Below are 20,395 nucleotides of genomic sequence, written 5' to 3' on the forward strand. Positions count from 1 at the left end.
TCTTGGTTTAAAACGTTGGTCGTTCGAAACAATCTTCGCTGTCATTGTTGAGCGCAATGATCGCGTCAACGGTATTGGTTTTTCGCCCCACGTTTCCGACAGCCGCAATAAAATTGTCTTCTTGGTTCAGACGCTGCACGATGAAATTCGGTAAAGCGACCTCAAATGACAACTTTTTCTCACGCCCAGTATCACATTCTTCCAAGATACCTTCACTCCAGTACCCTTGGAAGAACTGCTGACCGTTCTTTTTGAGCTCTCTCGCTTGAATCAGCGCTTTTTCTGCTTGCTGGTAATACAGTTCAAGGTCTGTGTTACGCAATGGCCGCATATCGCCATCTAGGCGATTCTGCTGATACACAGCTTGTCCTTCGGAATCATAACGAATAACAAACGATTGGTGCGTTAATTTGTCGTCCATCATCACTTCGCCGTCACGGTGAATTTCGCGGACAATGCCTTTTCGCCAACGATACTCTGTGCTGTATTGGCCGTAATCGCCCATCAACACGCGTTCTGACAAAATTTCTGGAAACCCCTGACGTTCATCCAACCAAAAAATGGTGGTTGCATCACCTTGGACGATAGCCGTTTGGGTTTGTGTAGGAGGCTTGATGCTCTCTGTCGAGCCACAGCCCGCCAAAGACAAAATTAGGAGTGTTGCGAGAGGTGTTAGCGCTAAACGCATAAATATCCGCCAAAACATAAGACATGCTTTGGCGGAGTATAACTTACTTCACTGCGTCTTTAAGCGCTTTGCCCGCTACAAACGCAGGAACGTTTGCTGCTGCAATTTGAATTTCCTGACCAGTTTGTGGGTTACGGCCAGTGCGCGCAGCACGGTGGTTAACTTTAAACGTACCGAAACCGATCAGTTGAACCTGGTCACCGTCTTTCAGTGCACCTTCGATGCCTGCTAGCGTTGCTTCAAGTGCTGCTTTTGCTTGTGCTTTAGACAGGTCTGCTTTCTCAGCAATCAGGTCGATCAAGTTGGTCTTGTTCATTAGGTCTTCCCTTCTTTAGGTTTTCTTGAGACAAGGCAACTCTAATTCAAAAGAAGCCCGACTGGCAAAGGTTTGTGGCGCTACAAGTGACTGTCTGCAGAGTCTTTAACCACAAACTGAGCGCATCCTCACAAAATATTGGGTATATTCCCTTATCAACACTTGTATTTACTGCGCTAAGACCCGATCTTTGGCGCTACTTTATTCCTGTTTTATTACTATTACGCTGGAAAACGATGATCCTGCTTATCATGTTTGTGGCACTATCTATTGGTGTCTCATTTATTTGTTCTGTACTCGAAGCGGTTCTTTTGAGTATCACTCCCAGTTACTTGGCCCAAATGCGACAACAAGGCCACCCTGCAGCAGCACGCTTACAAGAACTCAAAGATGACATTGATCGTCCACTCGCTTCTATCCTAACGCTCAATACCATTGCTCACACCGTGGGTGCAGCTGCATCCGGTGCGCAAGCGACCAAAGTATTTGGTGATGCATGGCTCGGCGTATTCTCTGCGGTCCTTACATTGGCTATTTTGTTGCTGTCCGAAATTGTACCGAAAACCATCGGTGCGACTTACTGGCGTCAAATGGCACCAGGTGCTGCCTCTATCCTTCGTTGGATGGTATGGGCGCTAACCCCAATCGTTTGGGCATCAGAGCAACTGACACGTCGTTTGTCTCGTGGCAAGGAACAACCAAAGCTGCGTGATGAAATTTCTGCAATGGCACTGCTTGCAAAAGAAAATGGCGAGTTGGCAGATGATGAATCGACCATGTTGACCAACCTACTTAGCTTACGCGATGTGTCTGTCACCAAACTCATGACGCCACGCCCAGTGCTGTTCCGCGTTGATGCAGACATGACCATTGAAGAATTTCTTGATCAACACCATGACACGCCATTCTCTCGCCCTCTGGTGTATACCGAGCAGCGCGATAACATCATGGGCTTTGTTCACCGCCTAGAATTGTTCTACGCACGCCAACATGGTCGCGGCGGCGATAAGCTCGGCACCATGATGCGTCCAATCCCTGTGTTGCACGACTCAACCCACGTACCGAAGGCGTTTGATCGCTTGATGGCACAGCGTTCGCAGTTGGCATTGATTGTGGACGAATATGGTGATGTTCAGGGCATCATCACCTTAGAAGATATTTTTGAACACCTCGTCGGCAAAGACATTGTCGACGAAGCCGACACCACGACCAGCATGCAAGAACTCGCGCATGAGCGTTGGGCTGACTGGAAAGAAACCCATGGTGTGATTGAAAGTAAAGATGATGATGAAGAAGAGGCAAAGCAAGAAGCGATGAAAGCGGAAGCGGCCTCTGCTGAAACCGAAAATACACAAGCAGAAGATGCAAGAGAAAAAATCGGTGCATCCAGCGACGAAGAAGACGCAAAATCTTCAAAATAAAAAAACGGGCGAAAGCCCGTTTTTTTTCATCTCAATCTTCACGGTTTCTTACAGTGACAAACCAAGGTTGCTGACACCGTCTTCGCGAAGTTCAGTACGAATGCCACGGATCAATTCAATATCACGCGACTCTGCCTCTTTAAGTGCGCGGAAGATTTCCCACTGCACATCCCACTCTGCACAAACAGATTCAATTTCCTTTTGATTCTCGTTAGTCACCTCAATCCCAGTTTGTGCTTCTTCTAACTGAGCAACACTCGCGACTGACTGCTGACTGATTTTCAGCACGGATTCCATCATCAAATCGCGATCGAGCAGGGTGTGAAGCAAGGTCGACATTGACACACACGCATCTACGGCCGGGTAGGTCAGATACATGTCGAACTCTTCGTTAGTTGGGATCAACTCCTCGAGCTTCTCAAGTTGATTCTCAAAGTTTATCTTGGCCGTTTTTACAGTCAGGATTTCCCATACTGCATCCAGCAGATTACGAAAAGCCTGCGGTTCAGCAAAGTTTGTTTGCTGACAGAACACCGCATAATTGGGATACATGCGCTCCACCAGCGCTGTCATAAAAGTGATATGCTGCCAAGGTTCAAGTTTTTCGAGTCGCAGCTGGATCGGATTTTGTAACATGGTCTGCCGTTTATCTTATGACACAGCAAGTGCTGGCCAGAAAGGAATGTGGGGCAAGTTTACTTGATAACCACGAACGACCTCAAGAAACATGCTTCATAGGCGTTTCAAGGATGATTCAAAATAGAAAAGGAAGGGATTTTGAACCGACTTTATCTTTGTTCTGAAAACCATGACCAATATATGGATTTTCTCGCGAAAGCCCGTCTGCCTGATCTCGCGATCACCACACAGATTGAAGACGCTAATGTGGTTCTTGCTGACCCTCCTCTGTTTGCGCCTCACATTGAACACGCCCAAAGGCTAGTATGGCTGCAATCCACATTTGCGGGTTGTGACGCGTTGCTTGCCAACCCCAAGCGCGATTACCAACTGACAAACGTGCGCGGTATTTTTGGCCCCCTCATGTCCGAGTATGTCTTTGGACAATTACTGTCCATCACCCGTCATCTGCCTGAATACCAAACACAACAAGCTAAGCGCCATTGGTCCCCTATCCCTTACAGCAGCCTTCAAGGTCTGCACATGGTGATCCTCGGAACTGGCTCTATTGGGTCACATGTCGCAACCACCGCAAAACATTTTGGAATGAAGGTAACAGGGGTGAGCCGCAGAGGTGCTCTGGTTGCGCCATTTGATGACGTAGTATCTAACGCCCAGTTACACCAAGCGCTCGCATCAGCGGATGTCATCGTGTCAACACTGCCTTCAACACCCCAAACCAAACATCTGTTAAATGCAGAGTTACTGTCCCACTGTCATCAAGCTTTGTTGTTTAATGTAGGTCGAGGACCAGTATTGGAAGAGCAGGGATTACTGACGGCCATTGAAAAGCAGCATATCAGGCACGCGTTTCTCGATGTGTTTGTAACGGAACCCCTTGGCAGTGAACACGCGTTTTGGTCTCACCCTGCCATTTCTGTGACGCCACATATTTCTGCCATCAGCTTTCCTGAACAGGTAGTGGCGCTATTCAAAGAGAACTACTTGCGATGGATCGAAGGCACTTCTCTGCAGCACATTGTCGATTTTGAGTCAGGCTACTAAGCATGTCTAAAACGCTATTCACTCTCCTTGAAGAGATAAAACAATGCCAAGTATGTGCTGAGAACTTACCATTAGGCCCGCGCCCCGTGGTACAAGCCGCATCATCAGCGCGTTTATTGATCATCGGCCAAGCACCAGGAATACGCGTACATGAAACGGGGATACCTTGGAACGACCCTAGCGGCGATCGCCTTCGAGAGTGGCTTCAAATTGAAAAACCATGCTTCTACGATCCCAATAACATTGCCATCGTTCCCATGGGGTTTTGTTATCCTGGGAAAGGAAGCTCAGGGGATTTGCCTCCACGCCCCGAGTGCGCGCCAACGTGGCATGCGTCGATCAAACAACACCTGCCAAACGTAGAACTGACTCTGCTGATTGGTGATTACGCGCAACGCTACTACCTACCCAATAAACCCCGGACTCTGACAGAGACAGTCAAAGCCAACATACAATGGTCACCTGATTTTATTGCGCTGCCCCACCCATCGCCGCGCAACAATATTTGGCTGAGAAAGAACCCTTGGTTTGAGGAAGATGTGCTTCCTTATTTACGAGAGAGAGTTGAGCAGCTTTTATAAAAACATTCACCTTTTCGCTGATCGAGAAATTAAAATATAAACCTATAGCGAAATAACTATTTGATATTTAATGTTATTTATACTGCGTACAGCTTTCTTAGCGATTTTCCGATCGAACCCAGCACAGTAAAATCCGTTCATATTTACCGTATAGACAGATATTTTCAACATGATCAGCTTTTAGATTAAATGGCAGCTTTTTGGATCTTGATAGTTATGAAAAAACAACCGACCACTCTATCTTATTGATAAAATTAAGTTAATTTCAATGTGCAGCTTTACAAGGTATTTTCCAAGTGAACCTCTGCACTAAGCATCCTCATTAGAATAACGCCCAAACAAAAATGGCCAGCAAGCGCTGACCATTTTCAAACTAAGCAAGACGTTGATTACTTGTGGTAAGGCTTTGAAAGCTCATGTACCGCTTCAACGAACACACCCGCATTTTCAGGTGGCACGTCCAAGTGAATGCCGTGGCCCAAGTTGAAAACATGGCCTGTATTGCTGCTACCAAACCCTTCAAGAATGGTGCCCACTTCTTGGCGAATGCGTTCAGGTGATGCATACAGCATGGAAGGATCCATGTTGCCTTGAAGCGCCACTTTATCACCGATACGGCGCTTGGCTTCTGCAATATCAATGGTCCAATCCAGACCCACGCCATCACAGCCAGTTGCTGCAATTTTCTCTAACCACATGCCACCATTTTTAGTGAACAAGGTTACAGGTACACGGCGACCATCATTTTCACGAATCAAACCATCAACGATCTTATGCATGTATTGCAAAGAGAAGTCATTGTAGTCACGCGGTGTCAGAACACCACCCCATGTATCAAAGACCATCACAGATTGTGCACCCGCTTTGATCTGCGCGTTAAGGTACTCAATCACACTGTCCGCCAGCTTATCCAAAAGCAGGTGCAGCGTTTGAGGATCGGCGTACATCATCTTTTTGATTTTGGTGAAGGCTTTCGAGCTGCCGCCTTCGACCATGTAGGTGGCCAGTGTCCAAGGGCTTCCAGAGAAACCGATCAATGGAACGTCACCGTTCAACCCTTTTCGACAAGCACGTACTGCATTCATGACATATTGCAGTTCACCTTCCGGGTCAGGAAGACCGATTTTTTCGACATCAGCTTTGCAGGTAATTGGGCGTTCAAACTTTGGACCTTCACCGGTCTCAAAGTACAAACCAAGTCCCATTGCATCTGGGATAGTCAAAATGTCTGAAAATAGAATAGCAGCATCAAGAGGGAAGCGACGCAACGGTTGCAGAGTAACTTCACACGCCAGTTCTGCATTTTTACACAATGACATAAAGTCGCCAGCTTCTGCACGCGTCGCCTTATACTCTGGCAAATAACGACCTGCTTGACGCATCATCCATACCGGCGTGTAATCGACCGGCTCTTTTAACAGAGCACGCAAATAGCGATCATTCTTTAGTTCTGTCATTGTTCACATCCTAAAAGTTGAGTGGCGCTATTGTATCACCCTCAGAGAGCAACAAAAGCCGCCCTTTGTGGAGACGATCATAAATATCATCTCTCAGGATGCAGGATGTTTGCTGAAGCATTACGCACATGTTAAAAATTTGCTTCTAATAACAAAATGTCTGATAGACACTACCCATAAATATCGCATCTTACTCCCGCCTCCCTACGGCGGGTTTTTTTTGGCTATTCATCGGCTCGCAGGCTAGAAAAAATCTAGTAATGGCGGGTGACTCCCGCTTTGTTTGATTCGTCGATTTACAGTAGGGCGATCGCCTCCCTGCGCCCTCGCCGCTAACGGATGATTAGCTGTAGAAAGAGGGTTATTTTCTCACCCCTCTTTGCATTGATCAGGCCTCTTTGTTCAGATTTTCTGAACCAATCTCCGCTTTATTCACCCTCGTTGCAGGCGCACTTCTTCAATCAACCGCCGTGCAATCGTGCCCTCCGGAGCCACCAGCGGTAAGTCATCTAACCCAAACCACTGCGCATCCGTAAGCTCTTCATAATCTGGATTAATATCGCCTGACGCGTAATCTGCAATGAAGCCCATCATGAGGTTCGATGGGAACGCCCACGGTTGGCTATCGAAGTAGCGAATGTTCGTCACGACGATACCTGTCTCTTCAAGCACCTCTCGAGCGACACACTGTTCTAGCGTTTCACCAGCTTCAACAAACCCTGCAATCACGGTATACATTCCATTTCTATGACGGGGGTGGTGAGCCAACAATATTTCCCCTCCTCGCCTAACCGCAACAATGACACACGGTGAGACACGCGGATAATGTACGGTATGACACTGCAGACAAACCATCGCGACATGTTGAGCATCAAAGCGATTGCTACCACCGCACTGACTACAAAAGCGCTGTGTATTGCGCATATAGTCGAGTTGAATTGCTCTACCAGCAAGATTGAACAACGAAGGGTTAATAGAAAGCTGGCTACGAAGGCTATCAAAATCAGCGAAGGAAAAACCTCCACTATCAGAGGTATAGTGAACAGCCTTATCCTCAAATTCGCCGATGACATAGCTAGATAACGCCATTTTCTCAAGCTCTACTTGGGAAATTAAGGGTAAGCTGTGATCGGGTAACCATAACTTTCCGTCGTTTGCACAACACAAGTACACAAGATCTTTTTGATCAGACATAACGCAGTTTCGATCCTTGCTAACCGTGACAAATTGGGGCACTCTAAAATCAACTACCTGATGTTAGTAAAATGATAGCCAGAATGATATGGCTCAAATCCTATAAGAGCGCTCAGGTGCGCTGATCATGAGGAACGTGGTCATGCTAAATAAACTCGAAAAAGCACAACAACAGTGGGGCGGATATAGCGATGTCATCGACTATTGGTTGACGTTGCGACAAGAACTACTGGTTGAATATTCAAAGGTCGCTGGGCTGTCAGGCGGCAATAAAAATTGTCTTCCTACTGAACAGGAATTGAATCGATTTTGCGAAGCATTAGTCGATTACATCTCCGCAGGACATTTTAAGATTTATGACATGGTCATGAATCGTTGGCAATCCACAGGGTTTTCTAGCAACGCTGAGATAGACACGCTCTACTCGCGCATAGTAGAAACCACTGAACCCTTGCTGACTTTCAACGACAAATACAGCGCATTCGTATTGGATGAAGATAATTTTGCCCGTTTTGACAATGATATTTCTCGTGTCGGCGAAATAATGGAACTGCGCTTCGAACAGGAAGACATGCTGATACAACTGATTGCTGATAGCCTGTCGATTCCACCAGGTGCTTAACGCTTAGTATCTTGTCTTTGCCAATCCCATAGTCCGGTTAGTGGCCTCACTAGCCGGTTTCTGTCGTCTTCCTCGCTTCTCGCTTCTCGCTTCTCGCTTCTCGCTTCTCGCTTCTCGCTTCTCGCTTCTCGCTTTGCAGCAGAATATTCAGGTTGGTTTTCTTTCGGCAATAAAAAAGGCACCCCGCCGAAGGGTGCCTTTTATCACTTTAAGTCAGGACTTAAAGGTCGTCGTTAAGACCAGCGTTCAGAAGTGCAGCTAGATCCTGAGATGCTTGTTCAGCATCCATTTGCGGAGCAACAGGTGCTTCTACCACTTGACGACGAGTTTGACGCGTCTTGTGATAAGCAAAGCCTGTACCTGCAGGGATCAAGCGACCAACGATAACGTTCTCTTTAAGACCACGAAGCTCATCACGCTTACCAGATACCGCTGCTTCAGTAAGAACGCGAGTGGTTTCCTGGAACGATGCTGCAGAGATGAACGACTCAGTTGCCAGAGACGCTTTAGTAATACCCAACAGATCGCGACCGAAAGAAGCAATTTGCTTACCTTCGTCTTCAAGCTTACGGTTCGCAATGGTTACGCGAGAGAATTCTACCTGCTCACCTTCTAGGAACTCAGAGTCACCAGAAGATGTGATAGTTACCTTACGTAGCATCTGACGAACGATAGTCTCGATGTGCTTATCGTTAATCTTAACGCCTTGCAGACGGTAAACGTCTTGCACTTCGTTAGTGATGTATTCAGTTACCGCACGCACACCACGTAGACGCAGAATATCGTGTGGAGATTCTGGACCATCAGCGATTACGTCACCCTTCTCAACTTTTTCACCTTCGAATACGTTCAGCTGACGCCACTTAGGAATCATCTCTTCGTATGGTGAACCGTCAGTTGGCGTGATGATCAGGCGACGTTTACCTTTGGTTTCTTTACCGAAGGAGATTGCACCAGTGATCTCTGCCAGAATTGCAGGTTCTTTAGGCTTACGAGCTTCGAATAGATCCGCTACGCGTGGCAGACCACCGGTGATATCTTTCGTACCACTTGCAGCTTGCGGGATACGTGAAAGCACTTCACCAATACCAACGGTTGCACCATCTTCCAACTGGACAATTGCTTTACCAGGTAGGAAGTATTGTGCAGGCATGTCAGTACCTGGGATCATGATATCGTTACCAGCAGCGTCAAGCAGCTTAACGGTTGGACGCATGTCTTTACCGGCAGATGTACGCTCAGCAGCGTCCAAAATCACCATTGAAGACAGACCTGTCAGCTCATCAGTTTGACGCTGAACAGTCACGCCATCGATCATGTCATGGAACTGGATACGACCTTCCACTTCCGTGATGATTGGCATTGTGTGCGGGTCCCAGTTTGCTACGGTTTCACCGATAGCCACTGCGTCACCGTCTTTCTTCGCAAGGATAGTACCGTAAGGAAGCTTATAGTTTTCCTTCGTACGACCAAACTCATCAACGATAGTCAGCTCAGAAGCACGAGACGTGATAACCAGCTTGCCTGCGTTGTTCGTAACGAACTTCGCATTGTGCAGGTGCAACGAACCCTTGTTCTTCACTTGGATGCTGTTTTCTGCTGCCGCACGCGATGCCGCACCACCAATGTGGAACGTACGCATTGTCAGCTGTGTACCCGGCTCACCGATTGACTGAGCAGCGATTACACCGACTGCTTCACCGTGGTTAATGATATGACCACGCGCCAAGTCACGACCGTAACAGTTTGCACAACAACCGAAGTCTGTCTGACAGCTAACTACAGAGCGTACTTTCACTTGGTCAACAGAGTTCAGTTCTAGGATCTCACACCACTTCTCATCAAGAAGCGTGTTACGAGGTGCAAGAACTTCATCTGTACCAGGCTTCATCACGTCTTCAGCAACAACACGACCAAGAACACGCTCACGCAGTGCTTCTTTAACGTCGCCGCCTTCGATAACAGCCATCATGTGGATACCTTCGCTGGTACCACAGTCGGATTCAGTTACAACAACATCTTGTGCAACGTCTACTAGACGACGAGTCAGGTAACCTGAGTTCGCAGTCTTAAGTGCGGTATCCGCAAGACCCTTACGAGCACCGTGCGTCGAGATGAAGTACTGAAGTACGTTCAGACCTTCACGGAAGTTCGCAGTGATTGGCGTTTCGATGATTGAGCCATCCGGCTTAGCCATCAGACCACGCATACCCGCCAACTGACGAATCTGAGCAGCAGAACCACGAGCACCTGAGTCGGCCATCATGTAAACGCTGTTAAACGATTTCTGTTCTTCTTGTTCGCCGTCGCGGTTAATAACGGTGTCGTGAGACAAGTTATCCATCATCGCTTTAGCAACTTGTTCGTTCGCCGCAGCCCAGATATCGATAACTTTGTTATAACGTTCGCCAGCGGTTACCAGACCAGACTGGAACTGCTCCTGAATTTCAGCAACTTCAGCTTCAGCCGCTTCGATCAGGTCGTATTTAGCCTGTGGGATCACCATGTCGTCAATACCAACAGATACACCAGACAGTGCCGCGTAAGCGAAACCGGTGTACATGATTTGGTCAGCGAAGATAACGGTGTCTTTCAGACCCAGCTTACGGTAACAAGTGTTCAGCAAGTTAGAGATCTGCTTTTTACCCAACGCTTGGTTAACGATGTCGTATGGCAGGCCTTCAGGCACGATTTGCCACAACATTGCACGACCAACGGTGGTGTCACGCAGTTCTACTGACTCGGTGCGGTTACCCATCTCGTCAAACAGCACTTCTTTCAAGCGTACTTTTACGCGAGCATGCAGTTCAGCGTTGCCAGTACGGTAAGCTTTTTCAGCTTCCGCAGAGCCTGACAGGTAAAGGCCTTCGCCTTTCGCATTAACTTTGTCACGGGTCATGTAGTACAGACCCAACACAACGTCCTGAGAAGGTACGATGATTGGATCACCGGACGCTGGAGACAGGATGTTGTTGGTCGACATCATCAGAGCACGTGCTTCAAGTTGAGCTTCCAACGTCAACGGTACGTGTACCGCCATTTGGTCACCATCGAAGTCGGCGTTGTATGCCGCACAAACCAGCGGGTGAAGCTGAATCGCTTTACCTTCGATCAGTACAGGTTCAAATGCCTGAATACCCAAACGGTGAAGTGTTGGTGCACGGTTTAGCAGTACTGGGTGTTCACGGATAACTTCATCCAAGATATCCCAAACGACAGCTTCTTCGCGCTCAACCATTTTCTTAGCAGCTTTGATCGTAGTCGCAAGACCACGTGCTTCTAGTTTGCCGTAGATAAATGGTTTGAATAGCTCAAGTGCCATCTTCTTAGGAAGACCACACTGGTGTAGACGAAGGTATGGACCTACGGTGATTACCGAACGACCAGAGTAGTCTACACGCTTACCAAGCAAGTTCTGACGGAAACGACCTTGCTTACCTTTGATCATGTCAGCTAGAGACTTAAGCGGACGCTTGTTCGAACCAGTGATGGCACGACCACGACGACCGTTGTCTAGCAGGGCGTCAACTGACTCTTGCAGCATACGCTTTTCGTTACGTACGATGATGTCAGGTGCAGCCAGATCAAGTAGGCGTTTCAGACGGTTGTTACGGTTGATTACACGACGGTACAGATCGTTAAGATCTGAAGTCGCGAAACGACCGCCATCCAGTGGTACCAATGGACGAAGGTCCGGTGGCAGAACTGGAAGTACAGTCAGGATCATCCACTCAGGGTTGTTTCCAGACTGTAGGAATGCTTCAACAAGCTTCAAACGCTTGGTGATTTTCTTGCGCTTAGTTTCAGAGTTGGTTTCTTCCAGCTCTTCACGCATTAGTTCAGTTTCAGCTTGCAGGTCCATGTTGGCTAGCAATGCTTTCACCGCTTCGGCACCCATGCGAGCGTCGAATTCGTCACCCCATTGCTCAAGCGCGTCAAGATACTGCTCTTCAGACAGCATTTGGCTACGCTCAAGATCGGTCATGCCTGGTTCGATCACAACATATGATTCGAAGTACAGAACACGCTCGATGTCACGCAAAGGCATGTCCATCAGCAAACCGATACGAGACGGTAGTGATTTCAGGAACCAGATGTGGGCAACAGGTGAAGCCAACTCAATGTGACCCATACGCTCACGGCGTACTTTGGTCTGAGTAACTTCAACACCACATTTTTCACAGATCACACCACGGTGCTTAAGGCGCTTGTATTTACCGCAAAGACATTCGTAGTCTTTTACCGGGCCAAAGATACGTGCACAGAAAAGGCCGTCACGTTCAGGCTTAAAGGTACGGTAGTTAATGGTTTCTGGCTTTTTAACTTCACCGAAAGACCATGAACGAATCATGTCTGGTGAAGCTAGACCGATTTTGATTGCATCAAATTCTTCGGTCTTATGCTGTGCTTTCAGAAACTTAAGTAAGTCTTTCACATTTGGCTCCTGTGAGGAGTTGACCCAGAAAGGCGCTGGCAGTCAGCGCCTTCATATTGATACCGGAAATCCCTTCGCAGTTTAGTGCGAAGGGAGTTACGAGCAAGCCTTGGCTTATTCGTCTTCCAGCTCGATGTTGATACCCAACGAGCGGATTTCTTTCAGCAATACATTGAAAGATTCCGGCATACCCGGCTCCATGCGGTGATCGCCATCGACGATGTTCTTATACATCTTCGTACGGCCGTTCACGTCATCCGACTTAACAGTCAGCATTTCTTGCAAGGTGTATGCTGCGCCGTATGCTTCAAGCGCCCACACTTCCATCTCACCGAAACGCTGGCCACCGAACTGAGCTTTACCACCCAGCGGCTGCTGAGTAACTAGGCTGTAAGAACCGGTAGAACGAGCATGCATCTTGTCATCAACCAAGTGGTTCAGTTTCAGCATGTACATGTAACCAACAGTTACAGGACGCTCAAACTTCTCACCAGTACGGCCGTCGAACAAGTTCAACTGACCAGACTCAGGCAGATCACCCAGCTTCAACAATTCTTTGATTGAAGGCTCTGGTGCACCGTCGAATACTGGCGTTGCAATCGGAAGACCTGCACGCAAGTTTTGGATCAATGTACGCACTTCGTCATCAGTCATTGTGCTGATATCGACTTTCTGACGAGTATCACCCAGGCTGTATACCTTCTGCAGGAATTCGCGGAATTTCGCTAACTCTTGCTGCTCTTTAAGCATCTTGTTGATCTTGTTACCGATACCTTTCGCCGCTAGGCCAAGGTGGGTTTCAAGGATCTGACCGATGTTCATACGAGACGGTACACCCAGTGGGTTCAATACGATGTCTACTGGTTCACCAGTTTCGTCGTACGGCATGTCTTCAACAGGGTTAATCTTAGAGATAACACCCTTGTTACCGTGACGACCCGCCATCTTATCACCAGGCTGGATGCGACGTTTAACAGCAAGGTAAACCTTAACAATCTTAAGGACACCTGGTGCTAGATCGTCACCCTGAGTGATCTTGCGACGTTTGGTATCGAACTTCTTATCGAAGTCAGATTTCAGCTCGTCGTACTGCTCAGCCAGTTGCTCAAGCTGAGTTTGCAGCGCTTCGTCGTCAAGGGTTTGCGTTAGCATGCTCTGACGATCCATGTTCGCCAGTTTTTCTTGGCTGTAACCGGCATGACCCAGTACGCCACGAACACGTGCCACCAAACCACCTTCAAGAATTGAGAACTCTTCTGTCAGGTCTTTCTTGGCTTCTTTAAGCTGCATTTCTTCGATTTCTAGCGCACGCTTGTCTTTCTCAACACCGTCACGGGTAAATACTTGTACGTCGATAACCGTACCAGATACGCCGTTAGGAACACGTAGAGAAGAGTCTTTCACGTCAGACGCTTTCTCGCCGAAGATTGCACGTAGTAGTTTTTCTTCTGGTGTAAGCTGAGTTTCACCTTTAGGTGTTACTTTACCTACCAGAATGTCACCGCCTTTCACTTCCGCACCGATGTAAACAACACCAGATTCGTCAAGTTTAGACAGAGCCGCTTCACCCACGTTAGGGATATCAGCAGTGATTTCTTCGCTACCCAGTTTAGTATCACGCGCCACACAAGAAAGTTCTTGGATGTGGATGGTAGTCAGGCGGTCTTCCTGCACTACACGCTCAGATACAAGGATGGAGTCCTCGAAGTTGTAACCATTCCAAGGCATGAACGCGATACGCATGTTCTGGCCAAGTGCTAGTTCACCTAGGTCTGTTGAAGGACCATCAGCCAACACGTCACCACGTGCAACTGGCTCACCAGGCATCACAGTTGGACGCTGGTTGATACAGGTGTTCTGGTTAGAACGGGTGTACTTCGTCAGGTTGTAAATATCGATACCAGCTTCACCAGAAACCAGCTCTTCTTCATTAACCTTAATAACGATACGTGATGCATCTACTGACTGAACCATACCGCCGCGCTTAGCAACAGCTGTTACACCAGAGTCAACCGCTACTGCACGCTCAATACCAGTACCTACTAGCGGCTTATCAGCACGCAAAGTTGGAACTGCCTGACGTTGCATGTTCGCACCCATAAGTGCACGGTTAGCATCATCGTGCTCTAGGAACGGGATCAGAGATGCCGCCACCGATACAACCTGGTTGGTTGCAACGTCCATGTACTGAACGTGATCGCGTGGGTGCAGACCTGAATCGCCTTTCTGGCGAGCAGTGATCAATTCTTCACCGAAAGAACCGTCTTCGTTCAACACGGCATTCGCCTGTGCAATAACGAATTGACCTTCTTCGATAGCAGAAAGGTAATCAATTTGATCCGTAACTTTACCGTCAACAACTTTACGGTAAGGCGTTTCCAGGAAGCCGTACGGGTTAGTACGTGCATATGCTGAAAGCGAGTTAATCAGACCGATGTTTGGACCTTCAGGCGTTTCGATAGGACATAGGCGACCGTAGTGGGTAGCGTGAACATCTCGAACTTCAAAGCCTGCGCGCTCACGCGTCAGACCGCCTGGACCCAATGCAGAGATACGACGCTTGTGCGTCACTTCTGACAACGGGTTGTTTTGGTCCATAAACTGTGACAACTGAGAAGAGCCAAAGAACTCTTTCACTGCCGCAGAGATTGGTTTAGCGTTGATCAGATCTTGAGGCATGATTGCATCAAGGTCGCCAAGGCTTAGACGTTCTTTAACCGCACGCTCAACACGAACCAGACCTACACGGAATTGGTTCTCTGCCATTTCGCCAACAGAACGAATACGACGGTTACCCAAGTGGTCAATATCATCAACTTCACCAATACCGTTACGGATATCGATAAGCTTACGCATAACCTGGATAATATCGTCATGGCTCAGCACGCCAGAACCGGTCATTTCTTCGCGGCACAGTGAACTGTTGAACTTCATGCGACCTACCGCAGACAGATCGTAACGATCTTCTGAGAAGAACAAGCTTTCAAAAAGCTGCTCTGCTGCTTCGCGCGTTGGTGGCTCACCAGGGCGCATCATGCGGTAAATTTCAACCAACGCGCTTAGACGGTCAGTCGTGCTGTCGATACGCAAGGTATCAGACATGTACGGGCCGTTGTCCAAGTCATTGGTGAACAGGGTTTCGATCTTCTTGTGGCCTGCTTGAGAAAGAAGCGCTAGCGTTTCTAGGCTCAGTTCTTGGTTAGCAGGTGCAATGATCTCACCGGTTTCCTCGTTGATGTAATCACGTGCAGCAACTTTGCCCACGATATACTCAACAGGAACTTCAATTTTTGTCACGCCGTCTTTTTCAAGCTGACGAATGTGGCGCGCAGTAATGCGACGACCTTGTTCGATGTATACCTTGCCGTCTGCTTCGATATCAAAGCTCGCAGTTTCACCACGTAGACGATCAGGTACCAGCTCCATCACCAGAGACTTGCCTTGTACTTCGAACACAATTTTGTCGAAGAACATGTCAAGAATTTGCTCTGTGGTGTATTCCAGCGCACGAAGAATGATCGATGCAGGTAGCTTACGACGACGGTCAATACGGACGTAAACAGCATCTTTAGGATCAAACTCAAAGTCCAACCACGAACCGCGGTATGGAATGATACGTGCGTTGTACAGCACTTTACCTGAGGAATGGGTTTTACCCTTATCGCTGTCGAAGAAGACGCCCGGGCTACGATGCAGCTGGGATACGATAACCCTCTCAGTACCGTTAATTACGAAGGTACCATTGTCGGTCATGAGTGGAATTTCACCCATGTAGACTTCTTGTTCTTTAATGTCTTTTACGGTGCCAGCCGGTGCGTCTTTGTCAAACATCACTAGGCGCAATTTCACGCGAAGCGGTGCAGAATAAGTTACGCCACGAATTTGGCATTCTTTAACATCAAAAACTGGCTCACCGAGACGATAGCTAACGTATTGCAGCTCGGAATTGCCATTGTAGCTCTGAATCGGAAATACAGAGCGAAAGGCAGCTTCAAGACCGTATTGCCCTTCTGGATCCTGCTCGATAAATTTTTCGAAAGAATCAAGCTGGATAGACAGTAAGTATGGTACGTCCAAGACTTGCGGACGCTTACCAAAATCCTTACGGATACGCTTTTTCTCGGTATAAGAGTAAACCATAGGGTTCCTCAGCTCGCTGATAAGTGACCCAAACTGTCCAGACTGAGGGACAGTAACTAAACAACCAACCGTTTACTGTAGGAACATCAGAGGGTTAATCTGATGTCTTTTTGCATGGATAGTAGTGACTAAACGGGGTGCAAAATTCACTACTGCCCTACAGCGCAAAAAGGCCGGTGACTATTTAGCCACCAGCCATTAGCCATTTCAGGCTAAGAAGCTAAGCAATAATTACTTAACTTCAACAGAAGCACCAGCTTCTTCTAGCTGTGCTTTAAGAGCGTCAGCTTCTTCTTTAGAAACAGCTTCTTTCAACGGAGCTGGAGCACCGTCAACAACAGCTTTAGCTTCTTTCAGACCTAGGCCAGTTGCGCCACGTACTGCTTTGATAACAGCAACTTTGTTTGGACCACAAGAAGTTAGGATTACGTCGAATTCAGTTTGCTCTTCAACAGCTTCTGCTGCTGCGCCGCCTGCAACTACTGCTGCTGCAGCAGAAACACCGAACTTCTCTTCCATAGCTTCGATTAGTTCAACAACTTGCATTACAGACATTTCTGCAACTGCGTCTAGGATTTGCTCGTTAGTGATAGACATAACAATTCTCTTTAAAGTCAACAATTAGTTTAAATAGCAACCAGTTAAAAGCAAGGCAAATTATGCCGCAGCTTCTTCTTTTTGGTCGCGAACAGCCGCAATGGTACGTACCAGCTTGCCAGCAGACGCTTCTTTCATGCACATCATTAGGCGTGCGATAGCTTCGTCGTAAGTTGGCAGCGTTGCTAGAACGTCAGCATCAGTGATAGAGCCTTCGAATGCAGCAGCTTTGATTTCGAAATTTTTGTTCTCTTTAGCGAAGTCTTTGAAAAGACGCGCCGCAGCACCTGGGTGCTCATTAGAGAACGCAATCAGTGAAGGACCAACGAAGATGTCTTGAAGACATGCATAGTCAGTGCCTTCAACTGCACGACGAGCAAGGGTGTTACGAACAACTCTCATGTAAACGCCAGCTTCACGAGCTTGTTTACGTAGAGAAGTCATTGCACCAACCGCTACACCGCGAGAATCAGCTACAACTGCAGAAAGGGCACCACTGGCAGCTTCGTTGACTTCAGCAACAATTGCTTTTTTGTCTTGAAGATTTAATGCCATTTGGATTTGCTCCTGGATTATATATACACCACTCGCTACTTCTCAGCAGGAGAGTAAGTACGGCGCAGATCCAAGAAAGAATTTATCTATCATGTTCTGGCACCGTCTACGTAGGCTAATTAAGTTCCTATCCGAAGATGAAACGCCTACGGTCTTGGACGAAGTCCGACTAGCGGACATCAGCCATTATTTTAAAGCGGGAAATTGTACAGTAACTCCCCGCTTTAAGCAAATTAGATTGCTTGTGCGTCCAGAGTGTTCTGGTCAACCGCAACACCTGCACCCATAGTGGTAGAGATGCTTACTTTCTTAACGAAAGTACCTTTCGCTGAAGAAGGCTTAGCTTTCTTCAGAGCTACCAACAATGCTTCAAGGTTACCCTTAAGTTTGTCAGCATCGAAATCAACCTTACCAATTGTGGTGTGGATGATACCGTTCTTGTCGTTACGGTAACGAACCTGACCAGCTTTAGCATTTTTAACTGCTTCAGCAACGTTAGGGGTTACAGTACCAACTTTAGGGTTTGGCATCAGGCCGCGTGGACCCAAGATAGTACCCAATTGACCTACAACGCGCATTGCATCAGGAGATGCGATAACTACGTCGAAGTTCATTTCGCCTTTCTTGATTTGGTCAGCCAGATCTTCCATACCAACGATATCAGCACCAGCTTCTTTCGCAGCTTCAGCGTTTGCACCTTGAGTGAATACCGCTACGCGGATGTCACGACCAGTACCGTGTGGCAACACAGTTGCGCCACGAACGTTTTGATCTGATTTACGTGCATCGATGCCCAGGTTTACTGCAACATCAACACTTTCTACGAATTTAGCAGTAGCCAGTTCTTTAAGAAGAGCAACAGCTTCGTTGATATCGTACTCACGAGTAACATCAACTTTGTCGCGGATAACGCGCATGCGTTTAGTCAGTTTAGCCATTGTCTTAACCCTCTACTACCAGACCCATTGAACGAGCAGTACCAGCAATTGAGCGTTTCATCGCTTCAATGTCTGCACCAGTCATGTCTTTCGCTTTAGTTTCAGCGATTTCCTGGATCTGAGCGTCAGTAATAGTACCAACTTTCTCAGTGTTAGGACGGCCTGAACCAGACTTGATACCAGCAGCTTTCTTAAGAAGAACTGCAGCAGGTGGAGTCTTCATTTCGAAAGTGAAAGAACGGTCGCTGTATACAGAGATAACAACTGGAGTCGGCAGACCTTTCTCTAGAGATTCTGTACGTGCGTTAAACGCTTTACAGAATTCCATGATGTTTACGCCATGTTGACCAAGAGCTGGACCAACTGGTGGACTTGGGTTAGCCATACCTGCTGCAACTTGCAGCTTGATGTAAGCTTCTACTTTTTTAGCCATTACTAAATACCTAAATTTGGGTTCAAACGTCTGTTTTTAAATAAACAGACTCCCCGTTTAACAAAAGGGCGCGAAATTGTATTCAAATTTCGCGCCCCTAGCAATACTTTCCGAGCAAAAAACGATCAGCTTTTTTCAACCTGACTGAATTCTAGCTCTACTGGCGTCGCACGGCCGAAGATAGATACAGAAACCTTAACGCGGCTCTTCTCGTAATCAACTTCTTCTACCACGCCATTGAAGTCCGCAAATGGGCCTTCAGTAACACGGACAACTTCACCCGCTTCGTACACAGTTTTGTGCACTGGAGATTCGCTCGCTTTTTCCAGACGGTTCAGGATAGCATCAGCTTCTTTATCAGAAATCGGTGCTGGGCGGTCAGGTGTACCACCAATGAAGCCCATCACACGCGGTACACTACGTACCAAGTGCCATGATTCATCATTCATGATCATCTGAACCAGAACGTACCCTGGGAAAAACTTGCGTTCACTCTTGCGACGCTGTCCTGCGCGCATTTCTACAACTTCCTCGGTAGGTACAAGTATCTCACCGAAGAAATCTTCCATTTCGTGAATCTTGATATACTCGTTCAGAGACTTAGATACACGGCCTTCAAAGCCGGAGAAAGCCTGAACAACATACCAACGTTTTTTAGGAGCTTCGCTCATGTAGTTATCCTCACACGCCAGTGAATAGGCGGACCAGACGGACCATAATACCGTCGATACCCCACAGGATGAGCGCCATGACGACAGTAACAGCCAGAACGATGAGAGTGGTCTGCAAAGTTTCTTGGCGCGTTGGCCATACCACTTTGCGCACTTCCATACGCGACTCACGTGCAAACGTGATCGCCGCTTTGCCTTTACCTGTTAAGGCAGCAACACCACCGGCCGCTGCAACAAGCACAACAACCGCAGCTGCACGTAGTACGACGGACATATCGCCGTAAACGCTATTTCCTACTACAGCAGTCGCCACTAAGGCAAAAACCACAACCCATTTTAGGGTGTCCATTGACCCGGTTGGGGCTTCAGCATTCGCTTTCATACATTCTACCTGTACTAATCTATTTCATCGACGACAACAACCTCGCGTTAGCGAGGTGAAAAGAACAAGAAAAGCTGTGCGGACTTACATCGTCGCTCATTTTCTTCTCTTAAAACGTATATCACTGCGACCAATCGGCGAAAAAAAGTTCAATCTAAAGATTTGGTGCAGAAAAAGGGCATCAAATGATGCCCTTTTTGCTAGTGTGTCGTCAAATCTTATTCGATGATTTTAGCAACAACACCCGCACCAACTGTACGGCCACCTTCGCGGATTGCGAAG

The 20,395-nt window shown here is 47.6% G+C and carries 17 protein-coding genes; 4 read left to right on the plus strand and 13 right to left on the minus strand.

Features of this window, described 5'->3' with window-relative positions; translation table 11 throughout:
* Positions 1 to 7: 7 nt before the first annotated feature.
* The gene (locus LRP50_RS22095) at positions 8 to 688 is read right to left on the minus strand and encodes a DUF1481 domain-containing protein (protein ID WP_274166597.1); all 681 of its coding nucleotides are present in this window, start codon (positions 686 to 688) and stop codon (positions 8 to 10) included.
* Positions 689 to 731: 43 nt separating this feature from the next.
* On the minus strand, positions 732 to 1,004 hold the full coding sequence (gene hupA, locus LRP50_RS22100) for a nucleoid-associated protein HU-alpha (protein WP_002542017.1): 273 nt from the start codon (positions 1,002 to 1,004) through the stop codon (positions 732 to 734).
* Between the two features lie 236 nt (positions 1,005 to 1,240).
* Here hupA and LRP50_RS22105 point away from each other — a divergent pair, with 236 nt between their 5' ends.
* A complete protein-coding gene (locus tag LRP50_RS22105) occupies positions 1,241 to 2,425 on the plus strand; it encodes a hemolysin family protein (protein ID WP_274166598.1) in 1,185 nt (394 codons plus the stop codon).
* 48 nt (positions 2,426 to 2,473) lie between these two features.
* On the opposite strand, the gene LRP50_RS22110 is transcribed toward LRP50_RS22105, so the two are convergent.
* On the minus strand, positions 2,474 to 3,061 hold the full coding sequence (locus tag LRP50_RS22110) for a YjaG family protein (RefSeq protein WP_274166599.1): 588 nt from the start codon (positions 3,059 to 3,061) through the stop codon (positions 2,474 to 2,476).
* A 138-nt stretch (positions 3,062 to 3,199) separates the two neighbouring features.
* Here LRP50_RS22110 and LRP50_RS22115 point away from each other — a divergent pair, with 138 nt between their 5' ends.
* A complete protein-coding gene (locus tag LRP50_RS22115) occupies positions 3,200 to 4,108 on the plus strand; it encodes a D-2-hydroxyacid dehydrogenase (RefSeq protein WP_274166609.1) in 909 nt (302 codons plus the stop codon).
* Positions 4,109 to 4,110: 2 nt separating this feature from the next.
* Entirely contained in the window at positions 4,111 to 4,689 is a 579-nt protein-coding gene (locus tag LRP50_RS22120; RefSeq protein WP_274166600.1) for a uracil-DNA glycosylase family protein, read from the plus strand.
* 389 nt (positions 4,690 to 5,078) lie between these two features.
* On the opposite strand, the gene hemE is transcribed toward LRP50_RS22120, so the two are convergent.
* Together hemE and nudC are read right to left on the minus strand one after the other, a co-directional pair.
* Entirely contained in the window at positions 5,079 to 6,146 is a 1,068-nt protein-coding gene (hemE, locus tag LRP50_RS22125) for a uroporphyrinogen decarboxylase (protein ID WP_274166601.1), read from the minus strand.
* A 432-nt stretch (positions 6,147 to 6,578) separates the two neighbouring features.
* A complete protein-coding gene (nudC, locus tag LRP50_RS22130; protein ID WP_274166602.1) occupies positions 6,579 to 7,340 on the minus strand; it encodes an NAD(+) diphosphatase in 762 nt (253 codons plus the stop codon).
* 142 nt (positions 7,341 to 7,482) lie between these two features.
* Here nudC and LRP50_RS22135 point away from each other — a divergent pair, with 142 nt between their 5' ends.
* The gene (locus LRP50_RS22135) at positions 7,483 to 7,962 is read left to right on the plus strand and encodes an Rsd/AlgQ family anti-sigma factor (RefSeq protein WP_028024468.1); all 480 of its coding nucleotides are present in this window, start codon (positions 7,483 to 7,485) and stop codon (positions 7,960 to 7,962) included.
* Positions 7,963 to 8,182: 220 nt separating this feature from the next.
* On the opposite strand, the gene rpoC is transcribed toward LRP50_RS22135, so the two are convergent.
* The 8 genes from rpoC to secE all read right to left on the minus strand — a co-directional run bounded on the left by rpoC (position 8,183) and on the right by secE (position 20,113).
* On the minus strand, positions 8,183 to 12,397 hold the full coding sequence (rpoC, locus tag LRP50_RS22140) for a DNA-directed RNA polymerase subunit beta' (RefSeq protein ID WP_274166603.1): 4,215 nt from the start codon (positions 12,395 to 12,397) through the stop codon (positions 8,183 to 8,185).
* A gap of 114 nt (positions 12,398 to 12,511) precedes the next feature.
* Positions 12,512 to 16,537 (minus strand): DNA-directed RNA polymerase subunit beta, encoded by a 4,026-nt coding sequence (gene rpoB / locus LRP50_RS22145; RefSeq protein WP_274166604.1) that lies wholly within the window; start codon positions 16,535 to 16,537, stop codon positions 12,512 to 12,514.
* A 231-nt stretch (positions 16,538 to 16,768) separates the two neighbouring features.
* On the minus strand, positions 16,769 to 17,134 hold the full coding sequence (gene rplL, locus LRP50_RS22150; RefSeq protein WP_274166605.1) for a 50S ribosomal protein L7/L12: 366 nt from the start codon (positions 17,132 to 17,134) through the stop codon (positions 16,769 to 16,771).
* A 60-nt stretch (positions 17,135 to 17,194) separates the two neighbouring features.
* Positions 17,195 to 17,689 carry a 50S ribosomal protein L10 gene (rplJ, locus tag LRP50_RS22155; protein WP_274166606.1) on the minus strand — a complete coding sequence of 165 codons (495 nt, stop codon included), beginning with the start codon at positions 17,687 to 17,689 and terminating at the stop codon, positions 17,195 to 17,197.
* A 233-nt stretch (positions 17,690 to 17,922) separates the two neighbouring features.
* Complete coding sequence (gene rplA / locus LRP50_RS22160) at positions 17,923 to 18,627, minus strand: 50S ribosomal protein L1 (RefSeq protein ID WP_274166607.1); 705 nt, start codon at positions 18,625 to 18,627, stop codon at positions 17,923 to 17,925.
* 4 nt (positions 18,628 to 18,631) lie between these two features.
* The gene (rplK, locus tag LRP50_RS22165; protein ID WP_062710350.1) at positions 18,632 to 19,060 is read right to left on the minus strand and encodes a 50S ribosomal protein L11; all 429 of its coding nucleotides are present in this window, start codon (positions 19,058 to 19,060) and stop codon (positions 18,632 to 18,634) included.
* A 125-nt stretch (positions 19,061 to 19,185) separates the two neighbouring features.
* Positions 19,186 to 19,731, minus strand: coding sequence for a transcription termination/antitermination protein NusG (gene nusG / locus LRP50_RS22170; RefSeq protein WP_028024461.1), 546 nt, complete (start codon positions 19,729 to 19,731; stop codon positions 19,186 to 19,188).
* 10 nt (positions 19,732 to 19,741) lie between these two features.
* Positions 19,742 to 20,113: a preprotein translocase subunit SecE gene (gene secE, locus LRP50_RS22175; RefSeq protein ID WP_028024460.1), complete on the minus strand. Its 372-nt coding sequence runs from the start codon at positions 20,111 to 20,113 to the stop codon at positions 19,742 to 19,744.
* Positions 20,114 to 20,395 lie beyond the last annotated feature (282 nt).

The organism is Enterovibrio gelatinilyticus, from assembly GCF_028683095.1.
In the GTDB taxonomy this organism is placed as follows: Bacteria; Pseudomonadota; Gammaproteobacteria; order Enterobacterales; family Vibrionaceae; genus Enterovibrio; species Enterovibrio gelatinilyticus.